At 54.3% G+C, this 16,377-nt stretch carries 16 protein-coding genes; 6 read left to right on the top strand and 10 right to left on the bottom strand.

Annotated elements, in window-relative coordinates; genetic code table 11:
- Positions 1-26 precede the first annotated feature (26 nt).
- Genes AC0T7J_RS14985 through AC0T7J_RS14975 form a run of 3 tightly spaced genes read right to left on the bottom strand, consistent with a single transcriptional unit; the run spans position 27 to position 3,673 of the window.
- Complete coding sequence (locus tag AC0T7J_RS14985; protein ID WP_473795179.1) at positions 27-1,625, bottom strand: hypothetical protein; 1,599 nt, start codon at positions 1,623-1,625, stop codon at positions 27-29.
- A gap of 22 nt (positions 1,626-1,647) precedes the next feature.
- Positions 1,648-2,445, bottom strand: a complete 798-nt coding sequence (locus AC0T7J_RS14980; protein WP_473795177.1) for a nucleotidyltransferase domain-containing protein — start codon at positions 2,443-2,445, stop codon at positions 1,648-1,650.
- Between the two features lie 4 nt (positions 2,446-2,449).
- On the bottom strand, positions 2,450-3,673 hold the full coding sequence (locus AC0T7J_RS14975) for an RtcB family protein (protein WP_191939111.1): 1,224 nt from the start codon (positions 3,671-3,673) through the stop codon (positions 2,450-2,452).
- A gap of 183 nt (positions 3,674-3,856) precedes the next feature.
- On the opposite strand from AC0T7J_RS14975, the gene rtcR reads away from it, so the two are divergent.
- Positions 3,857-5,437, top strand: a complete 1,581-nt coding sequence (gene rtcR / locus AC0T7J_RS14970; RefSeq protein ID WP_064704891.1) for an RNA repair transcriptional activator RtcR — start codon at positions 3,857-3,859, stop codon at positions 5,435-5,437.
- Positions 5,438-5,442: 5 nt separating this feature from the next.
- On the opposite strand, the gene AC0T7J_RS14965 is transcribed toward rtcR, so the two are convergent.
- The gene (locus tag AC0T7J_RS14965) at positions 5,443-5,703 is read right to left on the bottom strand and encodes a hypothetical protein (RefSeq protein ID WP_137241135.1); all 261 of its coding nucleotides are present in this window, start codon (positions 5,701-5,703) and stop codon (positions 5,443-5,445) included.
- Between the two features lie 94 nt (positions 5,704-5,797).
- The gene (locus tag AC0T7J_RS14960; RefSeq protein WP_473795174.1) at positions 5,798-6,238 is read right to left on the bottom strand and encodes a hypothetical protein; all 441 of its coding nucleotides are present in this window, start codon (positions 6,236-6,238) and stop codon (positions 5,798-5,800) included.
- 421 nt (positions 6,239-6,659) lie between these two features.
- Here AC0T7J_RS14960 and AC0T7J_RS14955 point away from each other — a divergent pair, with 421 nt between their 5' ends.
- Positions 6,660-7,673, top strand: coding sequence for an HNH endonuclease family protein (locus tag AC0T7J_RS14955; protein ID WP_473795172.1), 1,014 nt, complete (start codon positions 6,660-6,662; stop codon positions 7,671-7,673).
- A complete protein-coding gene (locus tag AC0T7J_RS14950) occupies positions 7,670-8,338 on the top strand; it encodes a class I SAM-dependent methyltransferase (RefSeq protein ID WP_473795170.1) in 669 nt (222 codons plus the stop codon). Before AC0T7J_RS14955 ends, AC0T7J_RS14950 begins: the two co-directional genes overlap by 4 nt.
- Positions 8,339-8,442: 104 nt before the next feature.
- On the opposite strand, the gene AC0T7J_RS14945 is transcribed toward AC0T7J_RS14950, so the two are convergent.
- Both AC0T7J_RS14945 and AC0T7J_RS14940 read right to left on the bottom strand, forming a co-directional pair.
- Entirely contained in the window at positions 8,443-9,438 is a 996-nt protein-coding gene (locus AC0T7J_RS14945) for a YsnF/AvaK domain-containing protein (RefSeq protein WP_473795168.1), read from the bottom strand.
- Between the two features lie 16 nt (positions 9,439-9,454).
- Positions 9,455-9,856: a DUF2382 domain-containing protein gene (locus tag AC0T7J_RS14940; RefSeq protein WP_010251609.1), complete on the bottom strand. Its 402-nt coding sequence runs from the start codon at positions 9,854-9,856 to the stop codon at positions 9,455-9,457.
- 544 nt (positions 9,857-10,400) lie between these two features.
- Between AC0T7J_RS14940 and AC0T7J_RS14935 the strand changes: the two genes are divergently transcribed.
- From AC0T7J_RS14935 to AC0T7J_RS14925, 3 genes are all read left to right on the top strand, one after another.
- On the top strand, positions 10,401-10,910 hold the full coding sequence (locus tag AC0T7J_RS14935) for a YjjA family protein (protein ID WP_033759689.1): 510 nt from the start codon (positions 10,401-10,403) through the stop codon (positions 10,908-10,910).
- A gap of 129 nt (positions 10,911-11,039) precedes the next feature.
- Complete coding sequence (locus AC0T7J_RS14930) at positions 11,040-11,675, top strand: hypothetical protein (RefSeq protein WP_086905101.1); 636 nt, start codon at positions 11,040-11,042, stop codon at positions 11,673-11,675.
- Between the two features lie 24 nt (positions 11,676-11,699).
- Entirely contained in the window at positions 11,700-12,368 is a 669-nt protein-coding gene (locus AC0T7J_RS14925) for a MarC family NAAT transporter (protein WP_064704894.1), read from the top strand.
- A 43-nt stretch (positions 12,369-12,411) separates the two neighbouring features.
- Here AC0T7J_RS14925 and AC0T7J_RS14920 read toward each other — a convergent pair whose 3' ends face one another.
- Genes AC0T7J_RS14920 through AC0T7J_RS14910 form a run of 3 tightly spaced genes read right to left on the bottom strand, consistent with a single transcriptional unit; the run spans position 12,412 to position 16,213 of the window.
- Positions 12,412-13,674: a c-type cytochrome gene (locus AC0T7J_RS14920; protein WP_010671773.1), complete on the bottom strand. Its 1,263-nt coding sequence runs from the start codon at positions 13,672-13,674 to the stop codon at positions 12,412-12,414.
- A gap of 4 nt (positions 13,675-13,678) precedes the next feature.
- Positions 13,679-15,448: a GMC family oxidoreductase gene (locus tag AC0T7J_RS14915; protein ID WP_010251625.1), complete on the bottom strand. Its 1,770-nt coding sequence runs from the start codon at positions 15,446-15,448 to the stop codon at positions 13,679-13,681.
- A gap of 36 nt (positions 15,449-15,484) precedes the next feature.
- Complete coding sequence (locus AC0T7J_RS14910) at positions 15,485-16,213, bottom strand: gluconate 2-dehydrogenase subunit 3 family protein (protein WP_064704896.1); 729 nt, start codon at positions 16,211-16,213, stop codon at positions 15,485-15,487.
- Between the last annotated feature and the right edge of the window lie 164 nt (positions 16,214-16,377).

The raw sequence follows: 16,377 nt of genomic DNA, 5'->3' as shown, positions 1-16,377 counted from the left end.
AATTTTCATAAGCGGCAAAGCAGACGTTAATTCTTTTCCACCAGTTGCTCCAGTAGCTGCGCCAGCCTTACCTGAACCTCCTCTTCCGGTTCCCTGCTCTTAGCCTCAGCCAGTATTGCAACGGCTTCTGCTGGCAGCAAAGCCTGCGGCCAGGCTTCCAGCGCATTAAGCGCCTTATGGCGGCTAAACGTCATCGGGCTTTTTAAGCCCGTCCGGATCAGCGTCCAGCCCTGCCCAGGAAAACGGTTTAAATCCTGCAGGACAAAACTGAGCGCCGAATGCTGCTGATATAGCGGCCCCCTCCCCTGGGATTTCTGCGGCCCGCAGCTGAGGGTGGCCAGATCCAGCTCACTTTCCGCCAGCGCGATAACCTGCGCGATAAAATCCGGGTTATCGGTCTGCATCAGCTGATACCAGAGGACGCTTTCCGACTTTTCACGGTACCGCTGATAAATGGCCGGCCACGGATCGCCACCCTGCTCTCTGCAAAGCTGAAGCGCAGTATGAAAAATCACGGCGTCATCGTCATGTAGCCCGGCCTCAATCAGCGCGGGCCACTCGGGCAAGATACGGATCTGCTCGCACAGCGCTGTCAGCCGCTGCCGCTCCGCCTCGTCAGCAAACTCTTCGTCATCCACCAGCCTGCCGATTTCGCCTGCAACCTTATAATGCAGCAGATCGGCCGTAGAGCCAGGCAGGATATGCCCGAGGTAACGCTCGCAGGCCTGCACGGCAAAGGTGTATTTATTGATACCGGGCCCGGGCTCACCGCTAATCATGCCGAGCAGGATTTCTGCTGCTCCCTTTAACAGCTCCGCATCAACCTCGCCCTCCAGCGCGTCGTGCAGACGGCCATACTCGGCGCAGTGCCAGGCGGTATATTCCACCATCACGTCATTGTTATAGCCCTCCCTTAACAACCACTGACGAACGGTCCGATCCAGCGCGTCCGGCAGCCGCTCTATTAGCTGAATACGCCCCCAACCTGTCGTGCGCTTTGCTAGCGCCAGCCACGCCAGCGTGAACTCCCCCGGCGGCAGGATAGTTCGCATCGCCACCACGGCATAAAGGGTGAATTCATCGTGGCTACCTAACGTCTGCAGAAGATCAACGCTTTGCTGATACGGGAAAAAAGCCAGCAGCGCCATGGCTAATTTCACCACCTGACGGTCAGGTGCCTGTGTCGCGAGGAACACCGTCAGCGCCCGCAGGCGGCGGGCATCTATGGCCTGAGAAGCACTCATCATCTTCAGCAGATCGTCGATAAAATTCAGCGGTGTATCCTGCTTTGCCAGTTGATACAGCGCCTGCATGTTTTTACTGCTGCTCCGCCGCAGCACGCGGCTTATCGCCTGCATCACCTGAGTCGCTTGTTCCTCGTTGTCGCCGCGCGCGACATGATGACCGAAGGCCCCGTCCAGCGCACCGGGTGCCCAGCGTAGCGTTTCCTCATCTTCTTGCGGTGAAAACTCATCCGGCAACGTCTGCGCCGCGTCAGGCAACACGCCCGTTTCTTCCGACCACTGCGCCAGCCAGTCATAGATAGCGCGCTGCTCTGGTGGCCACACGATCGGAAAACGCTGTTCGTCAGGCTGACGGAAGATGTTGGCGATCCACTCTTTCATTTTATATTCCCTTATTTGTCAGTTACGCCATGCTCATCACGGTTTTCATCAGCAATGCATCCAGATCGCGGCAGTCGCGCCGCTCGCTATCCGGCAGCGTTTCACTGACGCGCCCTTCATCCAGACACTGGTGGATGAAAGCATGGATACGATCCATACGCTCACCATATTCCGCTTCGCCTGCACGCTGCTTGCGCGCAAGCAGCTGTTCGATTTCGGCCAGCAGAGCGGGATCCGTTACCGTCCCTGCCAGCAGATCTTCAAAACGCATAGGCGGCACACCTTTTCCGGCCTCTATCCACTGCACCGCCAGCAGTGGGCGCAACACGTAGAAGTACTTTTTCAGCCGCACGCTGTCGCCCTGCAGATATCCCCGAAAGTTCTTTTTCGCCATTGAGAGATAGTGCCAGCGCGCACGTAACGGCGAAAACCAGTTCGGTATTCTTTCCCGTAAATCGGTGACGATGACCGCTTCCTGCTGATAGATCACAGGCGAGTCCAGCCATTCGATCAGCGTGGGGTTGGCTCGCTTTAACAGGCCCAGCGCCTTTCGCCACTCCCAGCCGCAGACGTCCAGCGTATCGTCGATCGGCAGCTCGATGACGTCGCGCGGCGGCTCCACACGCAGATACCACTCGGGTTTATGCACATAGAGAAAACGCACATCGTAATCACTGTCCGGTGAGGCAAAGCCCCAGCCGCGACTGCCCGACTCGCAGGCATACAGCACTTTGACTGCGTGCTCCTCTTCTACCTGACGCAGCACGTCACGTACGCGCTCGCGCATTGCGCTATCCACTCCATGCAATCCTGTTCTCATTTTTTTATCCTTTTACGCAAACAACCTGTGACAGCGTATGCACCACTTCCACCAGCGAAGACTGGGCGGCCATTACGGCATCAATATCTTTATAAGCCATAGGGATTTCGTCGATAACCTCTTTGTCTTTTCGGCACTCCACATGCGCCGTAGCACGTCGCTGATCTTCCACGGTAAAACGGGCTTTTGCCGCCGTGCGGCTCATGATGCGCCCCGCGCCGTGGCTACAGGAGCAGAAGCTCTCTTCGTTACCCAGGCCGCGCACGATAAAGCTCTTCGCGCCCATTGAGCCGGGGATAATGCCCATCTGTCCTTTTTGCGCCGAAACCGCGCCCTTACGCGTTACCAGCACCGACTCGCCAAAATGCGTTTCCTGCTCCACATAGTTGTGGTGGCAGTTAACCGCTTCCAGATGCGTGCTAAAAGGCTTACTGATGACACGTGACATCGCCGCCAGCACTCGCTCCATCATGGCTTCGCGATTATGGCGGGCGAAATCCTGCGCCCAGCTCACCGCTTCCACATAGTCGTTAAAATGCCTGCTGCCCTCCCTAAAATAAGCGAGGTTATGATCCGGCAGATTGGCGATATGCTGCTGCATATCTTTCTGCGCCAGCGCGATAAACAGGTTGCCGATGGCATTCCCTACACCGCGTGACCCACTGTGCAGCATCACCCACACCTGCAGGCACTCATCCAGGCAGACTTCAATAAAGTGATTGCCCGTTCCCAGCGTTCCCAGATGCTGATAGTTGTTGGTTTTAAACAACGTCGGATGCTTTTGCGTCAGCGTCTTAAATCCTGGTGCCAGTTCAGCCCAGTGACGATCCACTTCCTGTGGTGGCGTCTGCCAGGCCCCCTTATCACGACGGGAGCGGGTATTCGTGCGGCCATGCGGGACTGCCTGTTCGATGGCGCTACGTATGCCCGACAGATTGTCCGGCAGATCGCTGGCCATCAGCGAGGTGCGTACCGCAATCATGCCGCAGCCGATATCCACGCCGACCGCCGCCGGGATAATCGCGCCTTTAGTCGGGATCACGCTGCCGATGGTGGAGCCTTTGCCCAGATGCACGTCCGGCATCACCGCCAGATGGCGAAAGATAAACGGCATTTTCGCCGTGTTCAGCAGCTGCTCGCGCGCTTCTGGCTCAACCGGCACGCCATTGGTCCACATTTTTATCGGCACGCCCTTTTCCTGCTGGAGGGTCTGATAGCTATTTTTCATTTCGTTCTCCTCATTGCTGTGACTTAGCTATTGCGAATGCCGTGCCAGAAAGCTCTCAGTCGCAGAATAAAATTTATCACTTTGATTACTAACATCATTTATGATCACTCCGCATCTGCACATTGCTATAACCGGCAAGGAAAATTATCTTATTGGATAAGTTATTTATCTTATGGGATAAACATGAAAGCTAACGTTGTGATAGGTGTGCTGGGCACGGTGCTGGACAGGCGTGGCAAGCGGGAAAAACGCTGGAGCAAATGGCGGCCAACCGTCGCGCTTTGCCAGCAGGACGATCTCCGCATTGATCGGCTGGAACTCCTTCACCAACCGCGTGATATCAGTATGGCGCAGCGGGTGGCTGAAGATATCACGCAGGCATCGCCCGCCACCGAAGTGGTGCTGCACAGCGTTAAGCTGGAAGATCCCTGGGATTTTGAAGAGGTTTATGGCAGCTTGCTCGATTTTGTCAGTCGCTATCCTTTCAATACCGACACCGAAGAATACCTGGTGCATATCACTACCGGCACCCACGTGGCACAAATCTGCTGGTTTTTACTGACCGAAGCTCGCTATCTGCCCGCGCGCCTTTTGCAGACTTCCCCAGCCAGCAAGGGATCTGAGACGCCAACCGCACTCGGCCACTACTCCATTATCGATCTCGATCTGAACCGATACACCACACTGACCAGCCGTTTTCAGCGCGAACAGCAGCACTCCACCTCCTTTTTAAAATCTGGCATTGAGACGCGAAACCCTACGTTTAACAGACTGATCGAGCAGATTGAACGCGTGGCGCTCCGCTCCGACGCCCCTATGCTGCTGACCGGCCCAACCGGCGCGGGCAAATCTTTCCTTGCGGAGCGCATCTATCAACTGCGCCATGCCCGCCACCAGCTGGCGGGTAAATTCGTGGCGGTTAACTGCGCTACTCTGCGCGGTGACAATGCGATGTCCACGCTGTTCGGCCATGTCAAAGGGGCTTTTACAGGTGCACAGCAGGCACGTGGCGGCCTGCTGCGGGAAGCCGATGCCGGCATGCTGTTTCTGGACGAGATCGCCGAACTGGGGCTGGATGAGCAAGCGATGTTACTGCGAGCCATCGAAGAGAAACGCTTTTTCCCTTATGGCTCAGATAAAGAAGTCAGCAGCGATTTCCAGCTGGTCGCCGGCACGCACCGGGACATGCAACAGTGGATTGCCGAAGGCCGCTTTCGCGAAGATCTGTTTGCCCGCATCAACATGTGGACGTTTCAACTGCCGGGACTGGCCGAACGCCGCGAAGATATTGAACCCAATCTGGATTTTGAGCTGGCGCGTTACACACGTGAACAGCAAACGCAGGTGCGATTTGATAAAGAAGCGAGAAGTCACTTTCTGCGTTTCGCCTGCTCGGCAGAAGCCAGCTGGCGAGGCAATTTCCGCGAACTAAGCGCTTCCGTCACACGTATGGCGACCCTGGCGGAACAGGGAAGGATTTCTCTGGAACTGGTAGAAGAAGAGATTGCCCGGCTGCGCACCAACTGGTGCTCTCCGGTTGTGCTGGCTGCCCAGCCAGATCCCCCTTTAGCGCAGTACGATCTGTTTGATGAGTGCCAGCTACAGACGGTGTTAAGCGTCTGCCGCGCGGCAGATTCGCTTTCCGAAGCGGGGCGACGCCTGTTTGCCGTCTCCCGCCAGGGGAAAAAACAGCCCAACGATGCCGATCGCCTGCGTAAGTATCTGGCACGGTTTGGGCTGAACTGGGAAGAGGTTAAAGGATAACGCGTCTACTGGCCTTCGTAGCTGTAATACTCAACCGGCAAACGCTGGCCATTAATTTCAAGATCGCGCCAGGGCTTTACATCGCGCAGACGATAAAGCGTGAAGGCCAGTATGCTGGCCATAGTCAATGATAGAGGCGGCAGATACACTGAATAATGATCGTGCAGGTTAAAACCATCCGGTACCGCCCAAAGCAATCCGGCTATCATTCCGATAACGATAATGGCACATCGAGTACGGTGAGGGAAAACGTCCTTTTTCAACATAGCTATTCCTTGCTGTAGGGTTAAGTTGAAATAAGTCAGGACATCGGGTCATCATAAGACATTTTTTATTAAAAACACCTCTGTCTGCCAGTGGTTATTTTGCGCGTTTTCTTTTTTTTTCTGCTTTGATTCTGGCTTTTTCCTCACGGGTGCGTGCCTTGAGGATTTTTCGCATACGAAAAGCCAGTTTCATCAGACGCAAGTCGGTGCTGATGGGCAGACTACGCTGAGAAGCATTTGTCCATAACACGATTAGCATCACTATAGTCATAACAGTGATATATATTAATGCCTCAGTTTTATCATTACCGAATAACAACATTAAAAATAAAATCACATATATGGGAGCAACCCCCCTGATTTTAGTGCTGTCTTCTGCCATTTGCGTAATAGTTTCCGGCAAATCTATATGCGACGTTAAATTTGGGTGATACATCTTTTTTACGGTCTTCATATTTCTCTTAAAGACAGAGTAATCTTTACGAGTGAAATTATTACTAAGTATCTTTTCCCGAATAGCCGCTTTATTATCCATACACCGATGACCCTCTAAGCTTCCATGAAATATGAACCCGTATGATAACTGGCTAATGATAGTGGCTTTTGAGAATTGACTCCAGATGAAATTTATAGAACCTGGTGTGACTTACTGCTTATTAGCAGGTCGCATAAATAAAATCGGTAATATCCAGACATAGCAGCCGGTAGCGCTTTATCCTGAATTTTATGACTTTGCATTTTTCTTACGCTGAATATGCCGTCATGCTACCCCCACGCCTGTCTGCTCTTATCCACCAAAAGAAGACTTCGTCATCGTGACCTCTGCTTACGATCTCCATTTTTGCCCCTAACAACGCTCCGCCCCTTCCCCACCTTTACGGTTTACATTTACCTGCATTTGTTATGTGATCCTGTTACGTGAATTCCTCGAGCTGTCTCGCAAAACAGGATCCTGCATGCGCTTTTACCAGGCCGATCCCCGCCTTGAAAACTACTGGCGCGGCGTTATCCTTTTTGGCAAAAACGTCGCCTCTTATAAATTTGCCCTTGCCCATGCGCTGTACGACCTGAAGCAGCCGGACAACGATTTGATTACGCTGGAAGCGCTGGCCGTGCCTTTTGTGCGGCATTTATGCGCCCACCTGCGTCATGCGCCAAAGCAGATCACCAGCAAAAGCAGCGAGTTTCTGGAGGCATGCAGACAATTCAACGCAGGCGAAATCAGCGAAGAACAGTTAATTGCTATTACCGTTAAACGCGGGTTCGCTAACGTCATCGATGCTTTTCATAATGTGAATCACGCCGAGATCGACAAACGCTTTTTCCTGGATGAACGGCGAAGCCATAAAGGCATCCGGCTGACGGAGAACTTTTATCAGCTGACGGAAAACGAACAGTTTGCCAGTCTGAAAGCGGAAACGGATGCCAGATGGCGGCTGGTAGAAGAAGCCTGGGCGATGAACGTTTCACGCAACCTGATTGCGGTTGATTATGACGATAATGACAAGATGCTTTTCAGTCGCCAGAGCGGTCGCCGCGTCACCATTACCAGCTGCCGCAGCAGCCTGAATGGCTACCAGAAAGGCCGGTGCTTTTACTGCTTTCGCGCCATTGGCGTGACGGGCGGCGAAGAAAATCTGGCGGATGTCGATCACTTTCTGCCGCTGATGCTCAGCGATCAAATCGGCAACCTCAACGGCGTCTGGAATCTGGTGCTGGCCTGCCAGACCTGTAATCGCGGCGCTCAGGGTAAGTTTGCGCGTATCCCTTCGATAACACTTTTGCAGCGACTGCATGATCGAAACGAATACTTTGTTAACAGTCATCTGCCACTGCGGGAGACGTTAATCCGCCAGACCGGCGCAACGCCGATGCTGCGGCACAGTTTCCTGCAAAACAGCTGGGATACGGCAAAATTTGCCCTGCTCCACGAGTGGCAGCCAGCGGCACAGGGAGACAGCCTGTTTTGAGCAACGAAGAATATTACCGGCAGAACGCTCAGCGGTTTTTTACCGATACGGCCAGCGTGGATATGTCTGCGCTTTACCCGCCTTTTATTGACTGCCTGCCGCCGGGCGCTCGCATTCTTGATGCAGGCTGTGGTTCAGGTCGTGACGTTAAAGCCTTCAGCGAAAGGGGTTTTATCGTCGAAGCCTTTGATGCCTCGGCGGAGCTGGTTGCGCTGGCCCGCCAGTTATCCGGAAAGCCTGTAGCGCAGATGCGCTTTCAGGATGTGGATGCGGTTGAAAGATATGATGGTATCTGGTGCTGCGCCTCGCTGCTGCATATTTCCGAAGCTGAACTACCCGGCGTCATGACAAAACTGGCCATGGCGCTGAAGCCTGGCGGCATAGGGTATCTCTCTTTTAAACATGGCCGCGGCGAACGGGAAAAGGATGGGCGCAGATTTACGGATATGGATGTGGCTGGATTACAGAAACTGGTAGATGGGGTAAATACACTCGGCGGTGACATTCTGACTACAAATAAGATAGGGATAAAAAGAGAGGCTGGCTCTGAGGGCATAATGGGGAACAGGTTCGCTATTGAAACAGAAAAAACCTGGCAGACCGGTGATGTACGTGCGGGACGTGGCGACGAAGTCTGGCTGAATGCGATTATCAGGAAAAAATAACGCAAAAGAGCCAACCTCTCGGTTGGCCCCTTCTTGCATCTTGCATGCTCAGCATCGGGCATCAGCGGTGCCCATTAGCGCCTGTTGTTGTCAGGATAAGCGCCTCAATGCGAGTGGTCGTGCAGTTTGTTTCCAACCTTATCCTTCACTTCGCTGGCTTTCTCACTCACCTTCTCAGTCAGGCTCTTTTTGTGGTCACGGTTATGCACCCCTGGTGACTGCGTACCTGCTGCGGCGGTCGCAGGTTTTACACCTGCGGTCGTACCCGGCAGTTCGCGCTCCAGACCACCTCGTGCATGGTCGATATCCACTTCCTGACGACGCACCGTGTCGTTAATCGTCTCGGTACGATCGCTGCCGTCGGTACGCACCACCACTTCTTCTTTCACGTGGGTCGTTTTGTTGATCACCGGCTGCTCATGGGTCTCAGCAACCTCGACGGTTTTCTCGGACCAGTCCACTTCACCAGCCAGCGCGGGTTCATTCACCGAACGGCGGAAGATGTCAGCGTGCTGCTCATGCAGCGAAATATCTTCAGATACGGTATCGGTCACGGTGTAGCGGCGAACACGAGTAGAGCCTTCGCTCACCAGACGTTTACCCACTTCAACCTGCTCTTCGGCAAGACGCAGAATGTCAGCTTCGCTCTCATCACCGGTCAGTGAGGTGCGTCGCGGTTCAACCTGTCGGTCGTTGGTCTCACCAGCAAACTGCTTGCCTGCCGTCGTCGGGTTGATGCCCGGCGCGGTAGTGCCATTCTCAACCGAGCTTTGCATACGTGACGGAACGTCCACCGAGTCATGAGAATGGAGAATGGTCATGGCGCGAGCCAGCTTCTCCTCCTCAGTACGGATAGTCAGCACTACGCCGCCCTTGTCCATCGCTCTGGTGTAAACATCGGCCTGCTCTTTATCAACTGAGTGACCAAACAGACGCTGCCAGATGCTCGGATGGCGGATAGAGTGTCCTTCCTCCTGCAAACGTTCTCCACTGATAAGACTGATGTCCCGATCAGAAAAGCCTGCTTTCACGAGATTTCTTTTCGCGGCCTCTGCCTGATTTGCAGAATCGAACAGTGTTACGATTTTTTCATGTGCCATGATAGGTTCCTCTCTGTTAGCTAATTTGATCGTCATCTCTTTCAACGTTCACCTGCTGCTCACGTCGGGTCACCACCTCCTGAAAAGGAACATTTTCCTGCACTTTTCGGATGTGGATCTCCTCTTTAAGCACCAGCTTTCTGACGATTTGGATTTCTTCCTCTACTACCGGGACAATCAGTACACCGTTCTCTTCCCTGATTTCGGGCATCGTTTCAACGGGTTGCGCTTTCGCTACATGCTCAACCTCAACTTTCTCCCGGTTAAGCAGTGTACTGATGACCTCGTCATGCTCAGTTGTGGAACGGGTAACACGGACATGTCCATCCACAATCTTTTGCTTCGTCAGGGCTATTTGCTCTTCAGCGAGTTTAAGCGTGACCTCTGCATTATTATTGTGCTCTGGCTGTCCAGCCATAATATCGCTCCCGTTAAATTAAATATCTGCCACAACTGCCTGACACAGTGATTAAGCATGAACACTCTCGCTGATTTCGCAAGCCGGAATAATAAAAAACTCCGCTAACTCAATTTAATTACGGCACAGAAAATCGCATCAATAACCAGCGGTACGGCTTAAATAGCCGCTACGCTAAAAATAAAAATTAACCAAAATACATGTAGTTATATAAATTTAATTCCTCAGGTAAATATTACCAACCCAGACACAAGCGCTTAGAAAACACGCTATAAGCAAAGCGGTAACTTTAATTTAAACCAGGACGATTCCTGATAAACACGGTGAGGATATTAAATAATGTTTCAGCGGAGCGTGCTTATTACTGACTCCGGAAAATCACTTCACAGAATAATAACACCCACAAGCATCTGAATATTTTATTGCTCCTGTTACAGAAGATTCCCAAAGTGCTATTTAAGACGCTTTTTATAAAAGGAAGTCAGGAACTTTCTGCCCGTCAGCCTTTCTTAGGAAAACTGAATAAGCACATACCGAGGTTGAAATGAAGCAAGCACAACGCAGTGCGTGGGGATGGGGACTGGCGGCACTTCTGGTCGCAGGCAGTGCATCAGCGGCAAGCTGGCAGGATCAGCTGAGCAGTGCAGCATCGCAGCTCAGCCAGCAGAACAACGGCAGCACCACCGGCACCACGCAGCAGAATGGCGGCATGTCGCTCTCCTCTATTACCAGCATGCTGGGCGGCGGCGATAAAGCGGTCAGCGCCAACAGCATGACCAACGCCGCGGGTGTGATGCAGTATTGTGTCGAACATAACGTGGTGAAAAACAATGTGCAGTCGGTAAAAGATCAGGTGCTGAGCAAGCTCGGTCTGAACACCACCACTGCGCAGGAACAGAAAACCGATTACACCCAGGGCGTGGCCGGTCTGCTGAATACCGGTAACGGCCAGCAGTTGAATCTGCAAAGCCTGAGCAACTCGCCGATGGGTGAGAAGCTGAAAACCAAAGCCTGTGACGTAGTGCTGAAGCAGGGCAAAAACTTTATCTCGTAATCTCCTTCCCTTCTCTCCCCTCTCTGCTCTGAGGGGAGCGTTAAACGCCCCCATGCTGTGATGCCTGACATTCCCTTAACCTGGGGTTGAGCGCTATAGTGTTGTTTTGATTTCTACAGGACAGCACGCATGAAAGGCATCAACATCGCACTTTACTTCGACCCCGATCAGATTCAGGCCTGCGTTCACGAACAGGACGACAGCTATGTCACCAAAAAATTCGAGTATGACGATGGCGTGATTGAAGAGATCTACCAGTGGCTGGAGCAGTACGAACCCAAACGTACCCACATCTGCGTGATTGAAAACGAAACTGCCGAGCTGCTGGCCGATGAGCTGGTCGACAGCGGCTTTCGCGTTCATCAGGTTACCATGCATCAGCTGCTGAGCTGGTTCGCTACCGAGCCGCCTTCCACGCCAGACGGCACGCCAATGCGCGCCATGCTGCGTTTCCTGGAAGATGAACACCCGCGTGAATATGAGTCGCGCACGCCGCAGACCGAAGCGCTGATGGAGATGTTCGACGAACTGGACGCGCTGGAGATGGTGGATGACGCCGACGACGAAGACGCGCTGCCAGGCGATCTGCTGCGCGCCATGAAGAAGCACAAAATCACCGCCAGCGCCGCGGCCCAGCGTCTGCTGCCGGACGTCAACGAGCGTATCCGCGAACATCTGATGCAGTATCCCGAACTGATGACCCCTGAAATCCTGCAGGACTTCTTCCCGGAACTGCTTGAGGCGCTGGAGCGTCCGAAGCACTAATCACCACGGAAAAGGCGATTTGTCATGCTGGAGTTAATTAAAGCAGTCAGTCTGGGGCTGGTGGTGATACTGCCGCTCGCCAATCCACTCACCACCGTGGCGCTGTTCCTGGGGCTGGCGGGTGAGATGAACTTCCAGGAGCGCAACCGACAGGCGCGCCAGGCTTCTATCTATGTCTTCGCCATTATGATGGTGGCGTGGTACGCGGGCAGCGCGGTGCTGAATACCTTCGGCATCTCCATTCCTGGCCTGCGCATGGCGGGCGGCCTGATCGTTGCTTTTATCGGTTTTCGGATGCTGTTCCCGGCTAAACCTGCGGGCCACTCTGTCGAAGCAAAGCAGAAACTGGATGAGCAGGAGGCAACTAAAGAGCCGGTAAATATCGCCTTTGTGCCGCTGGCGATGCCGAGTACGGCCGGGCCGGGTACCATTGCGATGATCATCTCCTCTGCCTCGACGGTAAGAAGCGGCGTCGATTTTCCGGCATGGGTGGTAAGCGTCGCGCCGGTGCTGACCTTCCTGCTGGTGAGTCTGATCCTGTGGGTTTCACTGCGCAGTTCGGGTGCCATCATGAAGCTGGTGGGTAAAAGCGGCATTGAGGCGATATCGCGCCTGATGGGATTTTTACTGGTCTGTATGGGCGTGCAGTTTATCATTAACGGCGTGCTGGAAGTGGTGCGCACCTTTCACTGATCCGGGATATCCCCTCTCCGAACGGGCAGAGGGGAAAGCTCGATTACTTCAGCGTTTTACGCACTTCAGCAACCTGATCTTTGCTCACCGCTGGCGCGGTGTTGCTCCAGCCCTGGCGAATAAAAGTCGCCAGCTGCGCCACCTCTTCATCACTCAGACGCTGACCAAAGCCTGGCATCGCCAGTTTCGACGGGGCCTTCGCGGTGGAAGGCTGCTGTGCGCCCGCCAGGATGGTGTGGATCAATCCGGTTGGATCTTTAGCATTGACGATCGTCGCCTGATCCAGTTCCGGGAAGATCCCCGGCGCGCCTTTGCCGGTCACGAAGTGACAGGCACCGCAGTTATCCAGATAAAGACGCTCGCCTTCGCTCAGGTTCTTCGCCGCGGTCAGCTTCGCTTCCGTTGCCTGCTGCGCCTGCACGTTGTACGCCTGCAATGGCGGGTTGCCGCCCAGGAACTTCAGGTAGGCCGCGATGGCTTTCAGATCGGCGTCGGTCATGTGTGAGCTGCTGTGCTCAATCACCGAGGTCATCTCGCCGCCCACCGCCGCTTTATCGTTACGGCCGGTCTGCAGGTAGTCCACCACTTCCTGCTCGCTCCAGCGTGGCAGGCCACGCAGTGACGGCACATCCCAGTTGTTCAGGCTGCCGCCTGCCAGGAATTTATCGTCACCGCTATCCAGCGCTTTCTCGTTCATGCCCAGACCGCGCGGCGTATGACAGCTGCCGCAGTGGCCCAGACTCTCCACGATATAGGCACCGCGGTTAACCTCTTCAGAAGCTCCACCAATCGGCTGGAACGGCTTATCCGAGGCGAACGCCCAGTTCCAGAAACGCATGCCCCAGCGCTGGCTGAACGGGAAGCTCAGATCGGTTTCTGGTGGCTGTTCTGCGCTTGGCTGCACGCCTTTCATGAAGTAGACGTAAAGCGCGTGGATGTCGGCATCACTGATTTTGGCGTAATCAGGATAAGGCATCGCCGGATAGAGATGCGAACCGTCCGGTAATACCCCTTTGCGCACCGCGTCCGAGAACTGCTGCTCGCTGTAGTTGCCAATACCGTGCTGTTTATCGGGCGTGATGTTGGTGGAGAAGATGGTGCCAAGGTTCGACTCAATCGCCAGCCCGCCTGAATAGTCAGGCTTGCCAGGCAGTGAGTGGCACGCCATGCAGTCGCCCAGCCGCGAGAGATATTCGCCCTGCTTAATCAGTTGCGCTTCATCTTCGGCGTGAACCGGCAGCGCAAATCCGCTGGCTAACAGCACTGCGTTGGCAAAGATAAAAGATTTCAGTTTCAGCTTATTCATGCGCTTATGCCTGTACCAGTGGGCCGGGATTTTTCAGATACTGATCTTTGATCGCCTGTGCCGCCATCAGGGTGATCGCACCGATGGTATCGGTCGGGTTCGCCTGGAAGTTCTGCGGGAAAGCGTTACCGCCCGGCACAAAGACGTTATGCACGTCCCAGCTCTGCAGATACTTGTTCAGCGCCGAGGTTTTCGGGTTATCGCCCATCACGGCACCGCCCACGTTGTGGGTAGAGACATATTTGGTCAGGTCAAAGTCCGCGCCCATTGGCAGGAAGCTCATGCTCATGCTGTCAGGGTTCAGCTCTTTCGCGATATTGCCGACGATGCCTTTCAGGTGCTGCTGCAGCTTCAGCTCATTCTCTTTCCAGTTGAAGGTCATGCGCAGCAGTGGCAGGCCACGGTGATCGTTGTAGTTCGGATCGAGATCCAGATAGATATCGCGGTAAGACTGACAGGTGGTGGTGATGCTGATCTTCATCGAATGACCGTACCACTCCTCCAGACCTTCCTTGTATCCCATGCCCCAGGTCGGCGTGCCTTTTGGCAGCGCGGTGCTGATCGGCGTACCGGTCGCCTGTGAGCTGTGGATCTTCGCGCCGCCGAGGAAGCCGAGTGATGGGCCGTCGAAGTTGCCTGGCGAGATATCGTTAAACATCTGGCCGGTCGCGCCCGCCGTGGCATACGGATTGAAGTTTTTATCTTTGAAGAACAGCGTCGCGCCGCCGTTGGACAGGAACGCGTAGTTACGCCCTACCACACCCTCTTCGGTAATCGGGTTGTAAGGCTTGCCGATGCCGGAGAGCAGCATCAGACGCACGTTGTAGAGCTGGAAGCTGCTCAGCACCACGATTTTCGCTGGCTGGAAGCACTCGTTGCCCTGCGCATCGATGTAGATCACGCCTTTCGCGGTTTTCTTATCATCGTTCAGTACGACCTTGATCACTTCCGCGTTCACTTCATAGGAGAAGTTCGGCATACGCTTCAGTGAATCCATTACGGCGGTCTGCGGCGACGCTTTGGAGTAGTTCAGGCAGGGATATTTACTGCAGTAGCCGCAGTAGTTGCACGGCGCGATCTGGTTGCCGTACGGGTTTTTCCACGCACGCGACACACAGGCCGACGGGTTCGGGAATGGATGGTAACCGAGTTTGGTCGCCACCTCTTTGAACATCACGTTGTTCAGTGTGTCATCCAGCGCAGGCAGCGGATAAGGCTCAGAACGCGGGCCTTCAAACGGATCGCCGCCTTCCAGGATTTTGCCGCGCAGGTTGCCGGTATTGCCCGACTGGCCGCAAATCAGTTCGAATTTATAGTAGTAAGGCTCGATCTCTTCCCAGCTGAACGGGAAGTCCATCACCCGCATATCATCCTGCAGAATGCCCGGCTTGTAAGCCTCGTCGACATAGGTCTTCAGTTTGATATCGGTCGGTGTCGGACGGATCAGTACTGCGGTCCAGTGCAGGCCGGAACCGCCTACGCCGGTACCCGGAGCAAATGCGCCCCATTTACGGGTTGGCAATGCCGTCTGGCTGCTGTTGTAGCGCACGGTGACCGCCACTTCGGCGGGGGTGGCAAACACTTTGTTGCGCACCGCATAGGCGTATTCATCCGCCGGTTTCGGGTAGGCGAATTCGTCATAATCGCGATCGCCGCCGCGCTCAAGGGCGCGCACGTCCAGACCTGCCAGTGCCAGCTCGATGCTCATCAGCGAGCCTGCCCAGCCGAGGCCGCAGACCACGACGTCGACTTCTTTTTTAGTAACCTGTGCCATGATAATCCTGTTTCAAATACCTGATATGGACGCGCCCTACGCGCGTTCGCCCTTCACACTGACCGGACCCAGCGGATAAGGAACGTTGTGCTGTTTCACCCATTCGGTGAAGCTGGCACGCGCGCCGGGGAAGCCGATGGCAATCCAGGCTTTCATGCCTTTATTACCGCCGTACATCGGGTCAGCAAGGTAGCCATGCTTGGTATCGGAAAGCAGCTGGCTGAAGAAATGCGCAGGCTTAAGATCGGCTTCGCCCAGTGCGGCAAAGTCGATCTCGTTTTTGTTTACCTGGGTCAGTACCGCATCTTTCTCTTCCAGCGTCAGCGCATGAAACGCTTTCTGATGGGTGTTCTGCGACCACTGATTAATCAGCCGGATACCGGTCTGATACATCTGCTGTGGACGGAACGGGATCTGGTAACCCATGGTTGCGGGCGCCTGCGTATTGAACGGCCCCTGCAGGTAGATTTCGCTGCCAAACGCTTCGCTGTGCAGCTGCTGATCGATAAAGATCGGCACGTTAGTTTCCAGCGCGCCCGGCGCTTTGCCTTTGCCGCCTGCCGGAATCAAACGGTCAGTGGCAGCCAGGATAAACTGCCACTCATCGGCACTAAAAAAGATCGGTTTGTAATCGGCTAACTCCGGTGCGGCCATCTCTGCCGCCTGTGCCGCAGTAATGCCTTTGAAGACCAGTTCACTTAATGGCAACGCCAGCAGTGAACCGAGCAAAAATTTACGCCTGGTGGTGGGTTTTTCTAAAAGCATATCCGCACGACTCTCATCTGCTAAATACCCGCTTTATTTGTTATGAAGCTGAAAGGCTGAGTGCAGGCGGAAAACTTCCCCGCAGAGATTAACGCACGCGGCACAGACGACGGCAGAACAGACAAGGGCAGGTAGAATTATGGTTCGGTGACTAACGGAACTTA

Source organism: Pantoea sp. E956-1 (assembly GCF_982223955.1).
The sequence above is the reverse complement of the archived record's forward strand: the minus strand, read 5'-3'. Positions and strand labels throughout refer to the sequence as shown.